Below are 18,513 nucleotides of genomic sequence, written 5' to 3'. Positions count from 1 at the left end.
TAAACATTGAATGGCTGCCGGAACACAAAATAAAGAAATTCTAAAAAATTTATCGGTAGTTTCTTTTTATACGTTTATCAGCAGAATTTTGGGTTTGCTGCGCGATGTCGCCATAGCGTATTTTTTCGGCGCGGGCTATTTTACGGATGCGTTTTTTGTAGCCTTTAGAATTCCGAATCTTCTTAGAAGGCTTTTTGGCGAAGGCGGAATTTCTGCCGCCTTTATTCCTGTCTATTCAGACAATATTGTTAATAAATCTAAAGAACAGTCTGAAGACCTTTTGATGACGGTTTTTACGATTCTGTTTGTTATACTCCTGATATTGTCGCTATTGGGAGTTATTTTTTCCTCTTTTTTTGTTACAATAACCGCTCCGGGTTTTATCGGCAAACATTTAGAATATGATCTTACGGTTTTTTTAACTAGGATTATGTTCCCATACATAATTTTAATAGGTCTTACAGCTTTTTTCGCAGGAATTTTAAATGTGCACGGATCGTATGGTCCGGGCGCTTTTTATCCTATAATTTTAAACATAGTGCTAATACTCAGCGCACTATTCTTAAGGTCTTTTTTTCATTTTAAGATTATATCTTTGGCTATCGGCGTGATAATCGGAGGCGTCCTGCAATTATCGTCTCAAATTTATTATATAAAGCGTAAAAAAATAAAATTAGGATTTAGATTCCATATTAAAAATAAAGATGTTAAAACGGTATTTAAGCTTTTAACGCCTTCTCTTCTGGGCATGGCTGTCATACAATTAAATTTGCTGTTTGATACGCTGCTGGCGTCATTTTTGCCTGTCGGAAGCATTTCCTATCTGTATTATGCCGATAGACTTTATCAATTTCCTCTTGGAGTATTTGCTATTGCTCTGCAAACCGCCATTTTTCCGATCATGTCGGCTTCTTTTGCAAGACAGAACAGCGAAGAAATAAGACATTCCTTTAATTTTGCAACATCGCTTATGTTTTTTATAATTATTCCTTCAAGCATCGGTTTAATACTTCTTAGAAGCCAGTTAGTAGATATAATATATATGCACGGATTGTTCAACGGTTTCGACGCAAGGCAGACGGTTTCCGTATTATTATTTTTCATAGTAGGATTATGGGCATCTGCATTATTAAAAACGGTAGTTCCCGTGTTCTATTCAATGAAAGATACAAAAACACCGGTTAATGCAGCTATATATGCTTTAATAATTAACATTATACTTGCGGTCATTTTAATGAAAATTATGGGCGTAGACGGGTTAGCTCTCGCATCAAGTATTTCTTTAATATTTAATTATTTCTTTCTTCTTAATAAAATAAACAAAAAAAATAAATTTAAATTTAATAAAGAATTTTTTATATCTTTTTTGAAAACGATTTTCGCAGGAATTGTTATGGGGGCTTTAGTTGAATTTGTGATTATTGAAAGTATGCGCTTCGGATTAGATCTGCTTTTTATTATAATATTAGCATTATTTACAGGTATTTTGTCGTACTTGGGAGCATCTGCCGCCGTTAAAAATGAAATGCTGGAATTTTTATACAATAATATTTTAAAAAAAAATAAAACTAATCAAATTTAGTAAAGTTAAGTCAAAGGAAAAGGTGTCGTGGAAATAGAAAAAGGTGTCAGATCTTATTTTTTTGCATACGAAATAGTTTAATTAACAAAGAAAATATTAGCAAAAAAAATAGATCTGACACCTTTTCCGTGCCTTTTCCGCTATTGCGGTATTATTAGAAATTTATAAAATTTTACTTTATTTGCAATTATGCTATAATTGTAGAAATGACGATAAAGACAAAACTATATACCGAAAAAATTGAATTAGACGATATCGAACTATTTAACAGATTCGCGGATATTTCTCTGAACACTTTGCCTATAGTGGAAAAAGAGTTTGCGGTTAATGCCGCAATAAGAGGCAATATCATAATGATTACCGGCTTAACTGAAAATGTTAAATTATCAAGTTCGTTTATTTATGATTTGGTAAATTTATATCGATTAAATATTAGAATAAGCGATGACGAAATTGTCAAGATGTCTAAGGCAAAGATATCTAACCCCGCAATAAATTTACACGAACAGTTTTACAAAGCCGTTCTTATTACTCATAAGAAAAAGGTAATTTCGCCGAAAACGCTCAATCAGAAGAAATATGTCGATGCCATTTTTGAAAACGATATAGTAATAGGCATAGGTCCGGCTGGTACCGGAAAGACTTACCTTTCAATGGCTTGCGCGGTAAATCTTTTTCAAAAAAATATATTTGACAGGATTGTATTAACAAGACCGGCCGTAGAAGCCGGAGAAAAATTAGGTTTTTTACCCGGAGATATTTCTGAGAAAATCAATCCGTATTTGCGTCCTTTATATGATGCGCTGCATGAAATGCTTGAATTTGAGAAAGTTGTTAAACTTATAGAACAGGATATTATCGAAGTAGCGCCTCTCGCATTTATGAGAGGAAGAACCTTGAATAATTCATTTATTATACTAGATGAAGCTCAAAATACTACAAACGAACAGATGAAAATGATGCTGACAAGAATAGGCTCAGGTTCAAAAATCGTTGTTAACGGAGACATTACTCAGACAGATTTGCCTGCCGATAAAGAATCCGGACTCATTACCGCAAGTAATATCTTAACGGGAATAGAAGGCATCAAAATTGTTAATTTCAATAAAACTGATATTTTAAGACATAAACTTGTTCAAAATATTATAAAAGCATATGAAACGAACGAAATTCATAGAAATTCTAAAAAGTAAGCAATTTGGAATAAAAAATCATCAATATAAATTAGTAGCAATTTTAATCATATCCTCGATTCTGCTCACTTTTATGCTTTACAGCGGGGTAGAATATATAAAAAACAAATATAAAGCCGGAGAGATATCAAAAAAAACCATAATTGCAAGAAAGGGGTTCAGATATATCAATGTTAAAAAAACTAATGACACGCTTAAATTAAAAATTAAAAATATTCCAGGTGTTTATATTTATTATCCTGAAGTTAAAGTTGTTCTGGAAAGAAAAATAAGAAATGCATTTAAAAAGGCAGGGTCTTTCGATAGAACGCATGCCAAAAATAATGTGAACGAGGAAATTTCAGGCAATATATTTAATTCAGAACTGGGAACTAAATTAAACAATAGTTTAATAAATGAATTTTATTTTTTAAATTATAATAGCAATATAGAAAATTATATTTTAAAAATAACAGACGACATATATAAAAAAGGTGTAATTTCAGGACCTTCCTTACAGAATAAAAAGATTGAAATTAAAAATATAGTAACAAATAATTCAAAATTAATAAAATATCCGCAATTTTTTTTCACGCTAAAAAAGGTTAAAAATTTTTCTTATTATTACACGCAAAAATATTTAAATTTTCTGCCTTCCTACATGAGAAACGATATATATGCCGTAGTATCTTCAATTGTTAAGCCTAATATAGTATATTCAAAATCTTTGACTATAAGAAAAATTGAATATGCAAAAAAAGAAATTCATCCCATATATAAACATGTAGTAAAAGGTATGCTTTTAATAAGCGCAGGACAGCTGATTACAAAATCAAAAGCATTAGAGCTTAATACTTATGAAGATAAATTTATATTAAAAAATAATATACCGTCGCTGATAGGGCTTTTCTTAGTAGTCGCTATTATATTATCCGTTTCGTATCTTTTTCCGTATAAATTTATACGGAAATTCAGAACATCCTTAGATTTTAAAAATATTATTTTTTCGATGATAATTTTAATCCTTTCCGTTTTAGCAATAAAGATAGGTATGATATTTGCCGATGCTTTTTCTAATTATTTTCCGTTTATAAATAAGCAGGATATCTATTATCTAATTCCCTTTGTTTTTGGACCTATGCTTATCAGAATAATCTTGAATTCTGAAGTCTCAGTTGTTTTTATAGCAATATTTTCAATATTGACGGCGATTATTTTTAAGAATAATATTTTTTTTATGATATACGCATTTGGAGGAAGTTTTATAGCGTCGTATGAAGTATTTGATTTTTCGTCGTGGGGAAGGGTTATAAGATCCGGTGTTGCAACAGGTATTGCAAATATTTTTATGGTTATAGCGTTTTCTTTAGTAAGCCTTAATCTGTTAAATATTCAAAATATTTATAGTATTTTTTTTGCGTTTTTATCGGGGATTCTTTCCTCTATAATTGTTATAGGATTAATACCTATATTTGAAAGGATTTTTAAATATACTACGGATTTTAAACTGTTAGAATTGTCCAGTTCAAATCATCCGCTGCTGAGGCAGCTTTCTCTGATAGCCCCTGGAACATACCAGCATTCTATAATGGTAGCTACTTTAGCAGAATCCGCCGCCGACGCAATAGTGGCTAACCCTCTGCTTGCGAGGGTAGCAAGTCTTTACCACGACATAGGCAAAATAAATAAACCTAATTATTTTATAGAAAATATTAACAACAAAGACAATCCTCATGATAAGCTGTCACCTACAATGAGCAGTTTAATAATAGCATCGCACGTGAAAGACGGTTATGAGCTTGCCAAAAAATACGATCTTGGAGATAAAGTAGCGGATATAATAGCCCAGCATCACGGAAATTCCATGATAGGAGCTTTTTATGAAAAGGCTGTGAAAGAAAGCAAGGATGATAATTTATCTAAAGAAAGTTTCAGATATATAGGTAAAAAACCGCAAACAAAAGAAGCAGGTATTATAATGCTGGCTGATTCGGTGGAAGCTATATCGAGAACATTGGATAATATATCTCCGTCTAGACTCGAACTTATGGTTGAAAAAACGGTTAATAGGATTTATAACGACGGACAGCTTGATGAATGTGAGCTTACATTAAAGGATCTGTATAATATAAAAAAAGCTTTTGTTAAAGTTTTAAACAGCATTTTTCATCAAAGAATTCCATATGCAGGGAGAACTAATATTGAAGAAGCAGAAGCAAATAGTACAAAAAGCAATAATAAATATAGCGAATATCCAAAGAAAGGAGAAAATAAATCAAAAGTTAGTCCGTTATATCGTTGAAAAGACCGTATTTCATATGTTCTGCGGTTCTTTTCACCTGGATATAATTTTTTGTTCTCCCGCTTATATAAAAAATTTAAATAAAATATACAGAGATAAAGATAAAACTACGGATATTCTTTCTTTTGAATTTAAAGAATACGATGGAGAGACATATTTTATAGGAGAATTATTTATCTGCCCTGCCGTTGCAAAAAAAAATTCTTTAGATTTTAAAGATTTTTGGGATAAAGAAGGGTGGACGCAAGTAAATAAATCGGCGCAAATAAATAAATCAGAATATTTAATGGATATAGATAAAGATGCCGAATATAGCGATTTTGATAAAGAAATTGCGCTGCTTCTAATTCACGGTATTTTACATTTGTTTGGATATGACCATGAGGATAACGCAGAAAATGCACAAGAAATGAAAGAATTGCAGAATATCTTATATCGGAATGCGGTTTCCAGATTGATTACCTGATTGTTTTATTAAATTTTTGATTGGTTTAATATTGGTTTAATATCGGTTGATTTAATTTTAATTAATGAATGAGCACTGATAAAGAAAACAAGAACGAATTTTCATATAAAAAACAATATACGCCTAAGAATTGGATTGAAGCGTTTAATGTGGCGATTGAAGGTATAATTTTAGCTACAAAAACGGAACGCAATATGAAGATTCATTTTTTGGCGGCAGTTGCCGTCATTTTAGCCGCTATATTTTTAAAATTGTCGAAAATTGATTTCCTGTTGATATTCATCAGCGCCATAATAGTTTTATCGGCAGAATTATTTAATACATCAATTGAATATTTTCTGGATTTATTTTTTGAAGGCTATTCAGAGAAAACAGCCGCAATAAAAAACATTGCCGCAGGCTCCGTTTTAATTGCTTCATTTGGAGCTTTTATAGTAGGATATGAAATATTTTCAAAATATATATACAGTGTGTTATACTATTTGCTTATCATGATAAAGACGGATGAATCAAATATGATAATTGCGGTAATATCTATTATATTTGTTATAGTTATTATAATTAAAGCCATCTTTAACAGCGGAAAGCCTTTGAGAGGAGGTATGCCAAGCGGACATTCCGCTATTGCATTTTCGGTTTGGCTTATGGTATCTCTTATAACATTAAATCCTATAGTTTCTTTGCTAACTTTCATTTTAGCTTTTCTCGTGGCGTCATCAAGAAAAAAAACAGGTATACATACCGCCGCCGAGGTCGTTGCGGGCAGTTTGATAGGCATTATAATAACTGCTTTAGCTTTTAAATTTTTTTATTTTTAAATTTCATTTATTATTTTATTTATGAACCAAAACAACGAAAATAATTCAGATTATAATTATAAAGGATTCAATGGATTAGTTGACATCTTAAAGCAGCTGAGGTCGGAAAACGGCTGCCCGTGGGATAAAAAGCAAACCGAAGAAACTCTAAAACCATATGTTTTAGAAGAGGCGTATGAAGTTGCAGAAGCGTTGGATTCGAAAGATACTGATGAAATTTCCGAAGAATTAGGAGACCTTTTACTGCAGGTTGTGTTTCTATCGCAGATATACGCAGAAAAGAAAATATTTTCAATTGAAGATGTTATAACAAAAATAAATAATAAATTATTGCGCAGGCATCCCCATGTTTTTGATAAAACATTCAGTCTGAAAGAAGGTGAGTGTTTAAATGACGTTATTTTAGAAAACTGGGAAAAAATAAAAAAACAGGAAAAAAAAGAAAAAAAATACAAAGAAAAATACAAAGAAGAAAATGCCATATCCGATTCTTCTGTTTACGTCGTAAAAAATATGCCGGCGCTTCATAGAGCTTATATGGTGCAAGAGAAAGCATCACGGCAGGGATTTGATTTTTCAAGTATTGGCGGGGCGTTAGAAAAAATTAATGAAGAGGCAAACGAACTCAGGCAAGAAATTGAAAACTGCAGGAATGATTCCATAAAAATAAAAAATACAAAAGACCATAACGCCGTTCTATGCGCTAATGGAAACGATGCAGACAAAATAAAAGAAGAATACGGAGACTTATTGTTTTCTATAGTAAATGTAGGGCGATTGTTAGATTTACACCCATGCGATGCTTTAAATAATGCATCCGATAAATTTATCAAGAGATTTAACTATATTGAAAATAAGCTGTCATTAATTCAAAATTCAGATATTAAATCTGCGGACGCCGCCGTTCTGGATAAGTTATGGGAAGAAGCCAAACGCTATTTTTCTAAAATGGACGACCATCCGCATTCGGAGCAGCTTGACTGACAGCATTTATAAAAAAAGATACAAAATCGAAAACTTTTATCGGAATTTTTTCTTTAACTTAACTTAACTTAATTTAATTTAATTTTTTAGTTGTTATGTAAAATAATTATCAATGTGTCATTATTAATTGTTTTAATTATTTGATTAAGTAAAAATGAGCTTTAAAATAAATTTAAACGGCAGGTTCGGCAATTTTCTGCTTTCTATTCTGTCGGGAATATTGCTGATTTTAATATTTCCTGAATTCAATCTTGAATTTATTGCATGGGTTGCTTTAGTTCCCTTATTTATTTCAATAAATAAATCAAAGAGTTTCAAAGAATCTTTTTTTTACGGATTTATTTCAGGTCTTATTTTTTATGCGGGTATATTGTACTGGATAGTTTACACGGTACATGTATTCGGTAATTTGCCGTATTATATTTCCATTTTTGCATTGCTCCTTCTGTCGTCTTATTTAGCCCTGTATATAGGCTTTTTTGCAGGTTTTGCCAAAATAGCGATTAATCCTGCTATAAAAAACACTAAGATAAATAAGTATTTTGCAAGTTTAAGTTTTATTTTGGTTCCATCCTGCTGGGTTTTTTTTGAATATCTTAAATCGACTCTGTTAACCGGTTTTCCCTGGGAAAATCTCGGTTTTTCGCAGTATCTCAACATCCCTTTTATTCAGATATCTAATATAGTCGGCGTTTTTGGGCTGTCATTTATTATTGTGCTGATTAATTTCGTGATTTTTCACTTTATATTTTATAAAAATATTGCAAAAAAACAGGCTGCCGTTGAATTTTTGTTTGCTTTATCCGTTGTCCTGCTTGTTGTTGCATACGGATATTTTAATATTTACAGTGTTAAAAAGTCTCTATCCGGTCGAAAATCTTACAGAGTTGCAGCTATTCAAGGCAATATCGGAATGTTTCAGAAATGGAAAATAACTAAAAAAAGGACTACGCGTATATATTTAAATCTGACTAAAAAGGCAATGCTTTACAAACCTTACCTTGTCTTATGGCCGGAAACGTCTTTGCCTTATATAATTTCAGCCTATCCTGCATACTGGAATAAGGTAATGAATTTTGCCGAAAAAAATAAAATAGACCTGATTTTCGGCGCAATAGGCGCAAGATTTTATAACTATAAAGAGCACTATTATAATCGCGACTATATGTTTACAAAAACAGGACAATATTCATATTACGATAAGCATCATCTTGTGCCTTTCGGCGAATATATTCCTTTAAGGCATCAGCTGCCATTCCTTGCCCATATATTAAAAGGCGCGGGTATCGGCAATTTTACGCCCGGGAAAAAATTCAGGATTTTGAAAGGCGGGAAAATTAAAGCTGGCTCTATGATTTGCTATGAAGCCTATTTTGATTCTTTAGTGAGGCATTTTTCAAAAGACGGAGCAAATCTTTATATAAGCATTACGGACGATACATGGTACGGCAAAACTGCAGCTCCATATCAGGATATGTCAATGACCGTTTTTTCCGCGGTAGAAAACGACAGATATGTTGCAAGAGCCGGCAATTCCGGCATAAGCGGAATAATATCGCCCACCGGAAACATAATTGCCGAAACGGGAATTTTTAAAAGAACATTTTTAATAGGAAACATAAAATTAATTAATCATAAGACTTTTTTTGCTATATATGGTAATATATTTGCTCATATAATTATTTATATTTTTATAACATCAATAATACTTTATATTTATTTTAAGAGGAGAAATACAAACAAAAGATGAAAGAGAACAAAACAGATAATAAGACGGCGCTGAATGCGCCTAATGAGGATGCCGTAATTAACATAGATTTTATAAAGAAAAATGTTGAGATTTTAGACGATAAATTATCTAAAATACGGAGGAGGCTTTGACCCGGATAAAATCAATCAAAGGATAGAGGAAATTGATAAAATCTCGGCGGGCGAAAATTTTTTCAGTAATCAGTCTTTATCAGCTTCCGTTTTAAAAGAAAAAGCATATTTAGAAAATAGATTAAATCCTTTCATGGCTGTTTATGAAGAATTTAGTAATTTGAAAGAATTGGCAGGTTTAGCAATACAGGAAAACGATTTAGGACTGCTGGCGGAAATTGAACAAAATTTAAAAACGTTAGAAAAAACAGTTCTAAGATTAGAAATCGAATTAACTCTTTCCGGAAAAGACGATAAATTAAATGCGATTGTTGAAATACATGCAGGTTCAGGCGGCACAGAATCTATGGATTTTGCGTCCATGCTTTTAAGGATGTATTTAAGATGGGCAGATAAAAAAAAGTTTCCGGTGAATATTATGGAGTTTAACGCAGGGGACGAAGCAGGCGTAAAAAGCGTCACATTTATTGTTTCAGGGCTTTATGCGTTTGGCTATCTTAAATCAGAAACAGGAGTTCACAGGCTTGTCAGGATATCTCCTTTTGATGCCAACAAACGCAGGCACACATCGTTTGCGTCAGTGTTTGTTTATCCTGAAATAGAAGATACTTCGGAAATAATTATAGATGAAAAAGATTTAAGAATCGACACGTACAGGTCAAGCGGCGCCGGAGGACAGCATGTTAACACCACAGATTCGGCGGTCAGGATCACCCATTTGCCGACCGGTGTGGTAGTTGCATGTCAGAACGAAAGGTCACAGTATAAGAACAAGGATACCGCTATGAAAATTTTAAGAGCCAGGCTTTATGATTATTATAAAAAACAGAAAGAGGAAGAAGAAAATAAACTGCAAAGCGATAAAAAAGAAATATCGTGGGGCTCTCAGATAAGGTCATACACGCTTAATCCCAACAGAGTTATTAAAGACCATAGAACAGGTGTCACTGTATATGATACCGAAAGTGTTTTTGACGGCAATATAGATGAATTTATTAACGGTTATCTTATAAGCCGGATTTCTTAGCCGGTATAGTAAAGTTTTTTGATTACGGCAGTTTTTATTATTTATTTTACTTTTATTGCGTTTCATAATCTTAATATTTATAAACAGAAGGCGGCTAAAATGGTAGATGAAGAATTAAATATTATAGAAAAAAATAGAATAGGCACAATAAATATATTAAAAGAAAAAGGTATAAACCCGTTTGACAACAAATTTATAAAAGAAAATATTATTGATGATATTTTATCTGAATATAATGACGCTTCTAAAGAATTTCTGGAAGAAAACCATATACATATTAAAACATCAGGAAGGATTCTTATAATAAGAAATTTCGGAAAGGCTTCTTTTTTCAGGTTAAGAGACGGCTATGGTGAAATACAATGCTATATACAAAAAGGTTCGGTTTCCGACGAGGATTTCGAGCTTTTTGACAAATTTTTGGATGCCGGTGATATTTGCGGTATAACCGGTCATTTATTCAGAACAAAAACAAACGAGCTTACTATCAAAACCGAAAACATAAAACTTTTAACTAAATCTGTCTTGCCGCTGCCTGAAAAATGGCACGGACTTAAAGATATAGAAATCCGCTTCAGGAAAAGATATGTTGATTTGATTGCAAACAATGATGTTCGGGATATTTTTAAAAAAAGAGCCGATACTATTAATTATATAAGAACTTTTTTGAACAACAGCAGATTTTTAGAGGTTGAAACTCCCATAATGCATGCAAATCCTGGAGGCGCTACGGCAAGGCCTTTTAAAACGCATCATAATGCATTAGATTTAGAACTTTACATGAGGGTTGCCCCCGAACTTTATTTAAAAAGATTGTTGGTCGGCGGATTTGACAGAGTATATGAAATCGGCAGAAATTTTAGAAATGAAGGAATTTCCGTTAAGCATAATCCCGAATTTACAATGCTTGAATTTTATATGGCTTACAGCAATTACGAAGATATGATGAAATTTGTAGAAACGATGCTCTCCGGCTTAGTTGAAAACATCTGCGGAAAATTTGAAATAAATTATATAGGAACGGAGATTAATTTTACTCCTCCCTTTAAAAAGATTAAATTGCAGGATAGTTTGTATGAAGTTGCCGGTTTTTCAATTGAAGATATAGATTCTGCGGACAAAATTATTAAAATCTTACAAAATTTAAATTTGCCGGCCGATAATAATATGACCTATGGTGAGTTATTGACGGTTTTATTTGAAGAAACGGTAGAATCTAAACTGCTGAATCCTACTTTTGTGACGCATTATCCTGTAGAAAGTTCCCCTCTGGCAAGGAGAAATGACACTAATCAGAGGGTTGTAGACAGATTTGAATTTTTTGTCGCAGGAAGAGAATTGGCAAATGCTTTTTCAGAACTAAACGATCCATTCGACCAGGAAGAAAGATTTAAGTCTCAGGTTGACGTTAAACTGAAAGAAGGGTTGCCGGCAGAAATAGACGAAGATTATATAGAAGCGTTAAAATACGGTCTTCCTCCTGCCGCAGGATGCGGCATAGGCATAGACAGACTTGTTATGCTTTTAACTAATTCTTATTCTATAAGGGATGTTATTTTATTTCCGTTGCTTAAACCCGTCAAATAAAATAAAATAAATTTATGAATTTTCAAACAAAAGTTGCATTGCATTATCTGAAACCGAAGGGGAATTCTTTCATATCCCTTCTGAGTTTTATTTCAATAGCCGGAATAGCGATAGGTGTTATGGCTCTTATTGTAGTAATTTCAGTCATGAACGGTTTTGACCATGCGCTGGAAGAAAAAATTGTAGGCATAGAATCCCAGGTAGTCGTTTTAAATTATGGCGGATTAATACCGGATTACAGACAGATTACTAAAAAGATACGTAAAATAAAAGGCGTCAAAGAGGTTGCCCCTTTTATATATACAGATGTTATGCTGTCATCCGACACAACATCTGCCGGAAGCGTGCTTAGAGGAGTAGATATCGGAAGCGAATCAAAAGCTACCAATATTGGCAAATATATTATAAAAGGCAGTCTGCAATCTTTAAACAATAAGAAACATAACGAAATAATTCTCGGGAAAGTTTTAGCCCAAAGGCTTGGGGTTGAAATAGGCAGCAAAATAAGCGTTATCTCTCCGCAGGGAGAAATTACTCCTTTCGGTATAATGCCAAAATCGGAAACATTTATTGTCGGCGGCATTATGAATAGCGGTATGTATAACTATGATTCCACATTCTCTTTTATTTCTTTAAAAAATGCGCAAAATTTTATCGGATTAAGTCATAATGAAGTGACAGGCATGGAAGTAGAGCTTTATAATATCAATAACGCAATGCCGGTTGCTGCCGCTATCGACAAAACTTTACATTCTCCTTATTATGCTCTAAGCTGGGAGCAGCTCAATAAAAACCTGTTTGCCGCATTAAAACTTGAAAAGCTTACGATGTTTGTTATTCTTTCGTTAATAGTGCTGGTTGCGGCATTTAATATTATATCTACGCTGATAATGGTTGTAATGGAAAAAAGAAAGGATATAGCAATATTAAAATCTATAGGGGCAAGTTCAAAAAATATAATGCAAATTTTTATAATTCAGGGTGTCGTAATCGGATTAATCGGAACATTTATAGGTTTAAGCGCAGGTTTTCTAATCAGTTATATTGAGGAAGTTTATCATATAATCAAACTGCCGTCGTCTGTCTATTATATAACCGATTTACCCGTAAGAATGACCGTCGATGAATTTCTTGTAATAGGCGTTTCTGCATTGCTGCTCAGTTTTATAGCCACAATTTATCCGTCATACAAAGCAAGTAAAATTGACCCTGCAGAGGGCGTAAGATATGAATGAAAATTTTAAAAATGCAGTTTCTCTCAGCAACATTTCTAAGATTTTTAAAGCCGGAGCAAACAATGATGAAGTAATAGTGCTGAAAAATACCGGAATAGATATAAAATACGGCGACTCTATTGCAATAACGGGAGAATCCGGAACAGGAAAGAGCACACTGCTGCACATAATGGGATGTCTTTTAAAACCGGACTCCGGCACGGTAAATTTTTTTGACGATATAGATGTTAATAATTTGTCGGATAACCGTCTTGCAAGATTTCGCAATGAAAATATCGGGTTTGTTTTTCAATTTCATTATCTCCTTAACGAATTTAACTGTGTAGAAAATGTTGCTATGCCTTTATTTATAAAAGGAGAAGCTAAAGCATCGGCGTTAAAAAAAGCTAAGGATTATTTATGCGAATTTGGTCTTGAACATAGATTATATTTTAAACCGTATATGCTATCCGGCGGAGAACAGCAGAGGACGGCGGTAGCAAGAGCTTTAGTAGCCTATCCTAAAGTTATCCTCATGGACGAGCCGACAGGAAACTTAGACCCGAGGCAGGCAGAATCTTTGCAGAAGATAATTTTAGATTTAAAAGAAAAATACAATAAAACATTGATTGTAGTCACTCACGATTCAAATTTTTCCAATATGATGAATATTAAAATTACTATTGAGAACGGTTCTATAAAAAAATATTAAATTAATTGACTTGTTTTTTTTTATTTGATAACTTAATTAAATTATGCGATATAACAAAATTATTACATACACGCTTTTAATTCTTATTATTTTTCTGAGTTTTAACGGTATTGCCTATGCATCTATAAATAACAAAAATGTTTTTACGGGATTTTTTCATCAAAAAGGCAGACCCGTTCCGTCAAATATCGACAAAACCTTCAAGAGAACTTTTTTGCAATATATAAAATCTGCCAAACCATATTTTGTATTAGCCTATTCAAATCTTACGAAAGCTCCTTATTTTAATTTTGATAAAAAAATTAATCTAGTAAGAATTAAAAAATTAGGCAGGCTATATAAATCCGACTATATTATTACCGGCAGCATTGCAAGATTCGGCTCGCAATATAGACTGCATGCCATGCTCGTTAATTTAAAAAATATTTATCATTCAAAAACATTAAGATATATCGGCGTCGGAGAAAGGTCGTTAAATAAAAATATCGGACTTTTGGCTCATAAAGTATCTTCGCTTATAGCGGTAAATTATAATAAGCAAAAATATGTATTTGCAGTACACCATAAATTTTCTAAAGATAAAGACATATACGCGATACGCGTAGAAGGAAATATAAGGGTAGGTACAGGTTTTATACTCAACGATATATTGCTTAAGAAAGGCAGCGCATATTCCATAAAAAAAATAAACGAAAGCATTAAAAAATTATACAAAACCGGATATTTCAGAAATATAACCGTTAATGTTAAGCCTTCATATAAAGGGCTGATTTTAACTTTTATAGTTTCCGAAAGGCCGTATATAAAATATGTCAAATATACTGGAAACGGTTCTATATCCGTTAAAAAAATAAAAAAAATATTAAATATTCAGTCTGACACTCCATACAGCGCTTACGAAGGGTTTAAAGCGCTGAAAATATTAAAATTTCTTTATTCTGCAGAAGGATATTACAATGCCAAAATTAAACTTAATAAGACAAAACTTCCCGGAAATTACGTAGGTTTGAATTTTGCCATAAATCAGAATTCTCCTGTTATGGTATCGCAGGTAATCTTAAAGGGAAATACGTCTTATCCTTCGTCAAAATTGTTAGGAATTATGAATATTAAAACCGTTAATATACTTACATGGATAACGGGCGCCGGAAAATTTGAGAAAGCAAAATTAAACAATCAGATTATTAAACTTTTAAGTTTTTATTATAACCACGGCTATATTGAGGTAAGCGTAAAAAAACCTAAATTTATTTTTTCAAAAAATAAAAAATTTGTAAAAATAATATTGACTGTGCATCAAGGTCCCCAATATCGGATATCGGACGTGGACGTTATAATAAAAAATAAAGACAAGCATATTAAAGAATATAATGCTATCGTCAAACTTTTAAAGACTAAAGCAGGCAATATCTTTAACAGAAAAATGATAGAAAAGGATATTCTAGAGGTCACAAAATATTTGACCTACAGGGGATACGCATTTGCAAATGTTGAGCCGTCAATAAAAATAAACAGAAAAAAAAGGTCTGTTTTTGTTAAACTTACGATTCACAAGGGTAAAATAGCAAGGTTTGGGAAGATTACTATAACCGGTAACGATGTAACATACAGCTATGTCATTTTAAGGGCGCTGGCGCTATACCCCGGCGAAAAATATAATCCGGAGCTTATTAAAATATCCAGAACCAATCTGAAAAATTTGCAGTATTTCAAGCATGTTACCATAACCACGGAAAAAGTTCCGGGAGAAAGCATATTAAATGTTAAGGTCCATGTAAAAGAAAAAAATACCGGCAAATTTACTATCGGAGGCGGTTATAGTTCGGCTACTGCATTTATGGCTATAGCTTCGATATCCGAGTCAAATTTATTTGGAACCGGCATATCTGCTTCGCTGAATGCTCAGGTTGGAGGTCCTTATCAATCGTACAGTCTTAACGTATTACAGCCATATCTTACATATCTTTACGGGAAGCCTCTTTCTTTAGATGTATCACTATACGACACGTTTAATTCTCTTTACTATGAATTTGCATACCGGACACTCGGAGGTTCCGTCACTGTCGGTTATCCTTTGTATAAACAATTGATTACGGAATACGTAAGATATTTGCTCGAACAGGACAACTCTGTAATAATTCCGGGATTGGATAATATATTGCCGCAGGGAAGTCTGTTGACAAGCGAATTATCTTTTACTACCGTTTATAATACTCTTAACAATCCTATGGTTCCTACGGCAGGAGATATGGCAAGTTTCAGGGCAAGTTTTGCAGGTCCTCCGATAGGCGGAAACGACGATTTTGTGAAATTAACCGCTCAAGAAAACCATTATATCCCTTTATGGTGGGGAACGTCTTTTATGGCTAGCGGACAAGCAGGATATATAGAAACTACAAATCCAAGTGTTCCGCTGCCTATCTATCAAAGATTTTTTGTCGGCGGCATAACGAATACATATCCTCTTCTTGGATTTATGTACGATTCTGTCGGACCTTCAGAAAACGGATTGCTCTATGGCGGTACAAAAATGTTCACGGTCGGAACAAAATATCTTATTCCTATTCTGAAAAAAATGGGATTCTACGGATTTTTATGGTGGAATGCAGGTAATGCATGGACAACATCGCAGAAGGTTAACCTGTTTGATCTTGATGAGGCGGCAGGCGTCGGATTTAACTGGTATTCGCCCTTCGGACCTATCGAGATAACTTACGGCAAAATATTAGGTTCACCCATTAACGGCAATTCCAGCACTAGAATTCAATTCAGTATGGGAGAAGGTTTTGGCGGATTCTAAAATAATTTTATATAAAACAAAAAAACAATCGGAGGTTTTATGAAAAGGATAAGTTTAATTTTTTCTATTTTAATTTTAATGTTTGTGATGGTTTTTTTAAGCAATACTTCAAAAGCTGAAGCTGCCGGTTCTAAAATTGCAGTTGTAAATATGCAAAAAGTAATTTCAATGTCAAAACAGGGAAAAAAAGCTAATTCTATTCTTCATTCTTTAGTAATAAAGTATAAGGCAAAATTAAGCGCCCTGAGACAAAAAATAACCTCGCTGCATAATGATTTAAAACAGAATTCGTCAATAATGTCTTCAGCGGAAAAACTGAAAAAAACTAAAGAATTTGAAACGGATATAACTAGTTTTTCCTCTGAGGAAAGGCACGTACAGGGTGTTATTTCTGAAAAAAGATTTAATCTGCTGAGAGGAATTATTGCAAAGGTTAAAGCAATAATAACTAATATTGCGAAACAAAAAGGCTATCTGCTTGTTGTTGACAGTCCGGGTGTAGTTTACAGAGTTAATTCTATTGATATTACAAATCAGGTTCTGAATCAGATGAATTCTAAATAATTAAATTTAAGCTGTAAAATGCTTAAATGTATTGTATATATTTTAAAATATAAATTGAGATATAAATATCAGTTAATCTGAATAGTATTGCAGTAATACGTTTAAAATTTAGGTTTATTGTAAAATTCATTAAAAGGAAAAGGTGTCAGATTTTATTTTTTTTGCATATGAAATAGTTCATTTAACAAAGAAAAGGTTTGCAAAAAAATTAATCTGACACCTTTTCCGATAAAAAAAGTATGAGTTATAATATAAACGTAATTAATATTATTATATATAATATAAATATTTAAAATGTCTTATTCCATAGCAGAAATTGCAAAATTACTATCTCTGAATATAATCGGCAAAGAAAACTTTGCCGATTATAAAATTAAGAATATTAATTCTTTAAAAGATGCTAACGGCGATGAAATAAGTTTTATTGCGGACAGGAAATACATAAAATATTTAAATACAACAAATGCTGCCGCAGTTATAATGGATTTTTCTCTGTTAAAGGATGAACTTCCGACTAATTTAAAATTTGCAATTCTAGATACAAAAAATCCTTATCTGGCTTTCGCCAGAATGACTCAATTGTTTTATAGCGCAGATAACGTTGAATCATCAAACGGATTTGTATTGGACAATGATTTTATAGATAAAACAGCACTCATAGGGGAAGGTACGGTTATATATCCTAATGTTTATATAGAAAAAGCGTCCAGAATAGGTGAGAACTGCAAAATTTTGCCGGGAGTATTTATAGGACAAAATGTTATAATAGGGGATAATGTTACTATTTATCCGAATGTTACCGTCTACAGCAAATCTATCATAGGCAATAATTGCATTATACATGCGGGCTCAGTCATTGGAAGCGACGGCTTCGGGTATGCTAAAGACGGGAAAGAATATGTTAAGATAATACATCTTGGCAATACTATATTGGAAGACGACGTAGAGATAGGCGCTTCAACTTCAATAGACAGAGGGGCAATAGGTTCTACTATTATAAAAAAAGGAACAAAAATAGATAATCTTGTTCAAATTGCTCACAATGTTTCAATAGGTGAAAATTGCGCTCTTGCCTCTCAAACCGGCATTGCAGGGAGCGCCGTCATCGGGAATAATGTTATTATGGGCGGTCAAGTCGGGGTAGCAGGACATTTAACTGTAGGAGATAACGTGATAATAGCTGCGCAATCGGGCATATCGCATGACATCAAAGACAATGAAGTCGTTGCGGGTTCTCCGGCAATACCGATTAAAGAATGGCGCGTCTCTATGGTATTATTTAAAAAACTGCCTGAACTATTTAATAAAATAAAAAAGATATAAAGATTATCTTAAATAGTTGTATTTCCGCATTGCTACATGGATTATATCTTGATACGATTGATTATATCTTGCAATATTAAA

At 32.8% G+C, this 18,513-nt stretch carries 14 protein-coding genes; all 14 read left to right on the top strand.

Annotated features, from left to right (window positions below; genetic code table 11):
* The first annotated feature begins 10 nt into the window (after positions 1-10).
* The 14 genes from murJ (at position 11) to lpxD (ending at position 18,432) form a co-directional block, all read left to right on the top strand.
* Positions 11-1,582: a murein biosynthesis integral membrane protein MurJ gene (murJ, locus tag EVJ46_01565; protein ID RZD16953.1), complete on the top strand. Its 1,572-nt coding sequence runs from the start codon at positions 11-13 to the stop codon at positions 1,580-1,582.
* 353 nt (positions 1,583-1,935) lie between these two features.
* On the top strand, positions 1,936-2,775 hold the full coding sequence (locus EVJ46_01560; protein ID RZD17439.1) for a PhoH family protein: 840 nt from the start codon (positions 1,936-1,938) through the stop codon (positions 2,773-2,775).
* Complete coding sequence (locus EVJ46_01555; protein RZD16952.1) at positions 2,738-5,056, top strand: HDIG domain-containing protein; 2,319 nt, start codon at positions 2,738-2,740, stop codon at positions 5,054-5,056. Before EVJ46_01560 ends, EVJ46_01555 begins: the two co-directional genes overlap by 38 nt.
* On the top strand, positions 4,938-5,522 hold the full coding sequence (gene ybeY, locus EVJ46_01550; protein ID RZD16951.1) for an rRNA maturation RNase YbeY: 585 nt from the start codon (positions 4,938-4,940) through the stop codon (positions 5,520-5,522). Before EVJ46_01555 ends, ybeY begins: the two co-directional genes overlap by 119 nt.
* Before the next feature lie 68 nt (positions 5,523-5,590).
* Positions 5,591-6,340, top strand: a complete 750-nt coding sequence (locus EVJ46_01545) for a phosphatase PAP2 family protein (protein ID RZD16950.1) — start codon at positions 5,591-5,593, stop codon at positions 6,338-6,340.
* A gap of 21 nt (positions 6,341-6,361) precedes the next feature.
* Complete coding sequence (locus tag EVJ46_01540; protein ID RZD16949.1) at positions 6,362-7,324, top strand: nucleoside triphosphate pyrophosphohydrolase; 963 nt, start codon at positions 6,362-6,364, stop codon at positions 7,322-7,324.
* Positions 7,325-7,478: 154 nt separating this feature from the next.
* On the top strand, positions 7,479-9,074 hold the full coding sequence (lnt, locus tag EVJ46_01535) for an apolipoprotein N-acyltransferase (protein RZD16948.1): 1,596 nt from the start codon (positions 7,479-7,481) through the stop codon (positions 9,072-9,074).
* A protein-coding gene (locus EVJ46_01530) for a peptide chain release factor 2 (GenBank protein RZD16947.1) occupies positions 9,071-10,232 on the top strand; the annotation gives its coding sequence in 2 pieces (ribosomal slippage) (positions 9,071-9,202 and positions 9,204-10,232; 1,161 coding nt in all). The genes lnt and EVJ46_01530 overlap by 4 nt, the downstream gene beginning before the upstream one ends.
* 99 nt (positions 10,233-10,331) lie before the next feature.
* The gene (gene lysS, locus EVJ46_01525) at positions 10,332-11,819 is read left to right on the top strand and encodes a lysine--tRNA ligase (protein ID RZD16946.1); all 1,488 of its coding nucleotides are present in this window, start codon (positions 10,332-10,334) and stop codon (positions 11,817-11,819) included.
* Positions 11,820-11,833: 14 nt separating this feature from the next.
* On the top strand, positions 11,834-13,054 hold the full coding sequence (locus EVJ46_01520; GenBank protein ID RZD16945.1) for a lipoprotein-releasing ABC transporter permease subunit: 1,221 nt from the start codon (positions 11,834-11,836) through the stop codon (positions 13,052-13,054).
* On the top strand, positions 13,047-13,745 hold the full coding sequence (locus tag EVJ46_01515; protein ID RZD16944.1) for an ABC transporter ATP-binding protein: 699 nt from the start codon (positions 13,047-13,049) through the stop codon (positions 13,743-13,745). Before EVJ46_01520 ends, EVJ46_01515 begins: the two co-directional genes overlap by 8 nt.
* Before the next feature lie 43 nt (positions 13,746-13,788).
* Positions 13,789-16,545, top strand: coding sequence for an outer membrane protein assembly factor BamA (gene bamA / locus EVJ46_01510; protein ID RZD16943.1), 2,757 nt, complete (start codon positions 13,789-13,791; stop codon positions 16,543-16,545).
* 39 nt (positions 16,546-16,584) lie between these two features.
* A complete protein-coding gene (locus EVJ46_01505; protein ID RZD16942.1) occupies positions 16,585-17,109 on the top strand; it encodes an OmpH family outer membrane protein in 525 nt (174 codons plus the stop codon).
* A gap of 294 nt (positions 17,110-17,403) precedes the next feature.
* Positions 17,404-18,432, top strand: a complete 1,029-nt coding sequence (gene lpxD / locus EVJ46_01500) for a UDP-3-O-(3-hydroxymyristoyl)glucosamine N-acyltransferase (protein RZD16941.1) — start codon at positions 17,404-17,406, stop codon at positions 18,430-18,432.
* Positions 18,433-18,513 lie beyond the last annotated feature (81 nt).

Origin of the sequence: Candidatus Acididesulfobacter guangdongensis, assembly GCA_004195045.1 — a bacterium.
Lineage (GTDB): Bacteria > SZUA-79 > SZUA-79 > Acidulodesulfobacterales > Acidulodesulfobacteraceae > Acididesulfobacter > Acididesulfobacter guangdongensis.
This window is presented reverse-complemented; position numbering and strand designations above follow the sequence as displayed.

Bases quoted from the DNA above. Each gene is read 5' to 3' on its own strand.
- murJ (RZD16953.1), top strand. From the start codon at position 11: ATGGCTGCCGGAACACAAAATAAAGAAATTCTAAAAAATTTATCGGTA.
- EVJ46_01560 (RZD17439.1), top strand. From the start codon at position 1,936: ATGATTACCGGCTTAACTGAAAATGTTAAATTATCAAGTTCGTTTATT.
- EVJ46_01555 (RZD16952.1), top strand. From the start codon at position 2,738: ATGAAACGAACGAAATTCATAGAAATTCTAAAAAGTAAGCAATTTGGA.
- ybeY (RZD16951.1), top strand. From the start codon at position 4,938: ATGCAGGGAGAACTAATATTGAAGAAGCAGAAGCAAATAGTACAAAAA.
- EVJ46_01545 (RZD16950.1), top strand. From the start codon at position 5,591: ATGAGCACTGATAAAGAAAACAAGAACGAATTTTCATATAAAAAACAA.
- EVJ46_01540 (RZD16949.1), top strand. From the start codon at position 6,362: ATGAACCAAAACAACGAAAATAATTCAGATTATAATTATAAAGGATTC.
- lnt (RZD16948.1), top strand. From the start codon at position 7,479: ATGAGCTTTAAAATAAATTTAAACGGCAGGTTCGGCAATTTTCTGCTT.
- lysS (RZD16946.1), top strand. From the start codon at position 10,332: ATGGTAGATGAAGAATTAAATATTATAGAAAAAAATAGAATAGGCACA.
- EVJ46_01520 (RZD16945.1), top strand. From the start codon at position 11,834: ATGAATTTTCAAACAAAAGTTGCATTGCATTATCTGAAACCGAAGGGG.
- EVJ46_01515 (RZD16944.1), top strand. From the start codon at position 13,047: ATGAATGAAAATTTTAAAAATGCAGTTTCTCTCAGCAACATTTCTAAG.
- bamA (RZD16943.1), top strand. From the start codon at position 13,789: ATGCGATATAACAAAATTATTACATACACGCTTTTAATTCTTATTATT.
- EVJ46_01505 (RZD16942.1), top strand. From the start codon at position 16,585: ATGAAAAGGATAAGTTTAATTTTTTCTATTTTAATTTTAATGTTTGTG.
- lpxD (RZD16941.1), top strand. From the start codon at position 17,404: ATGTCTTATTCCATAGCAGAAATTGCAAAATTACTATCTCTGAATATA.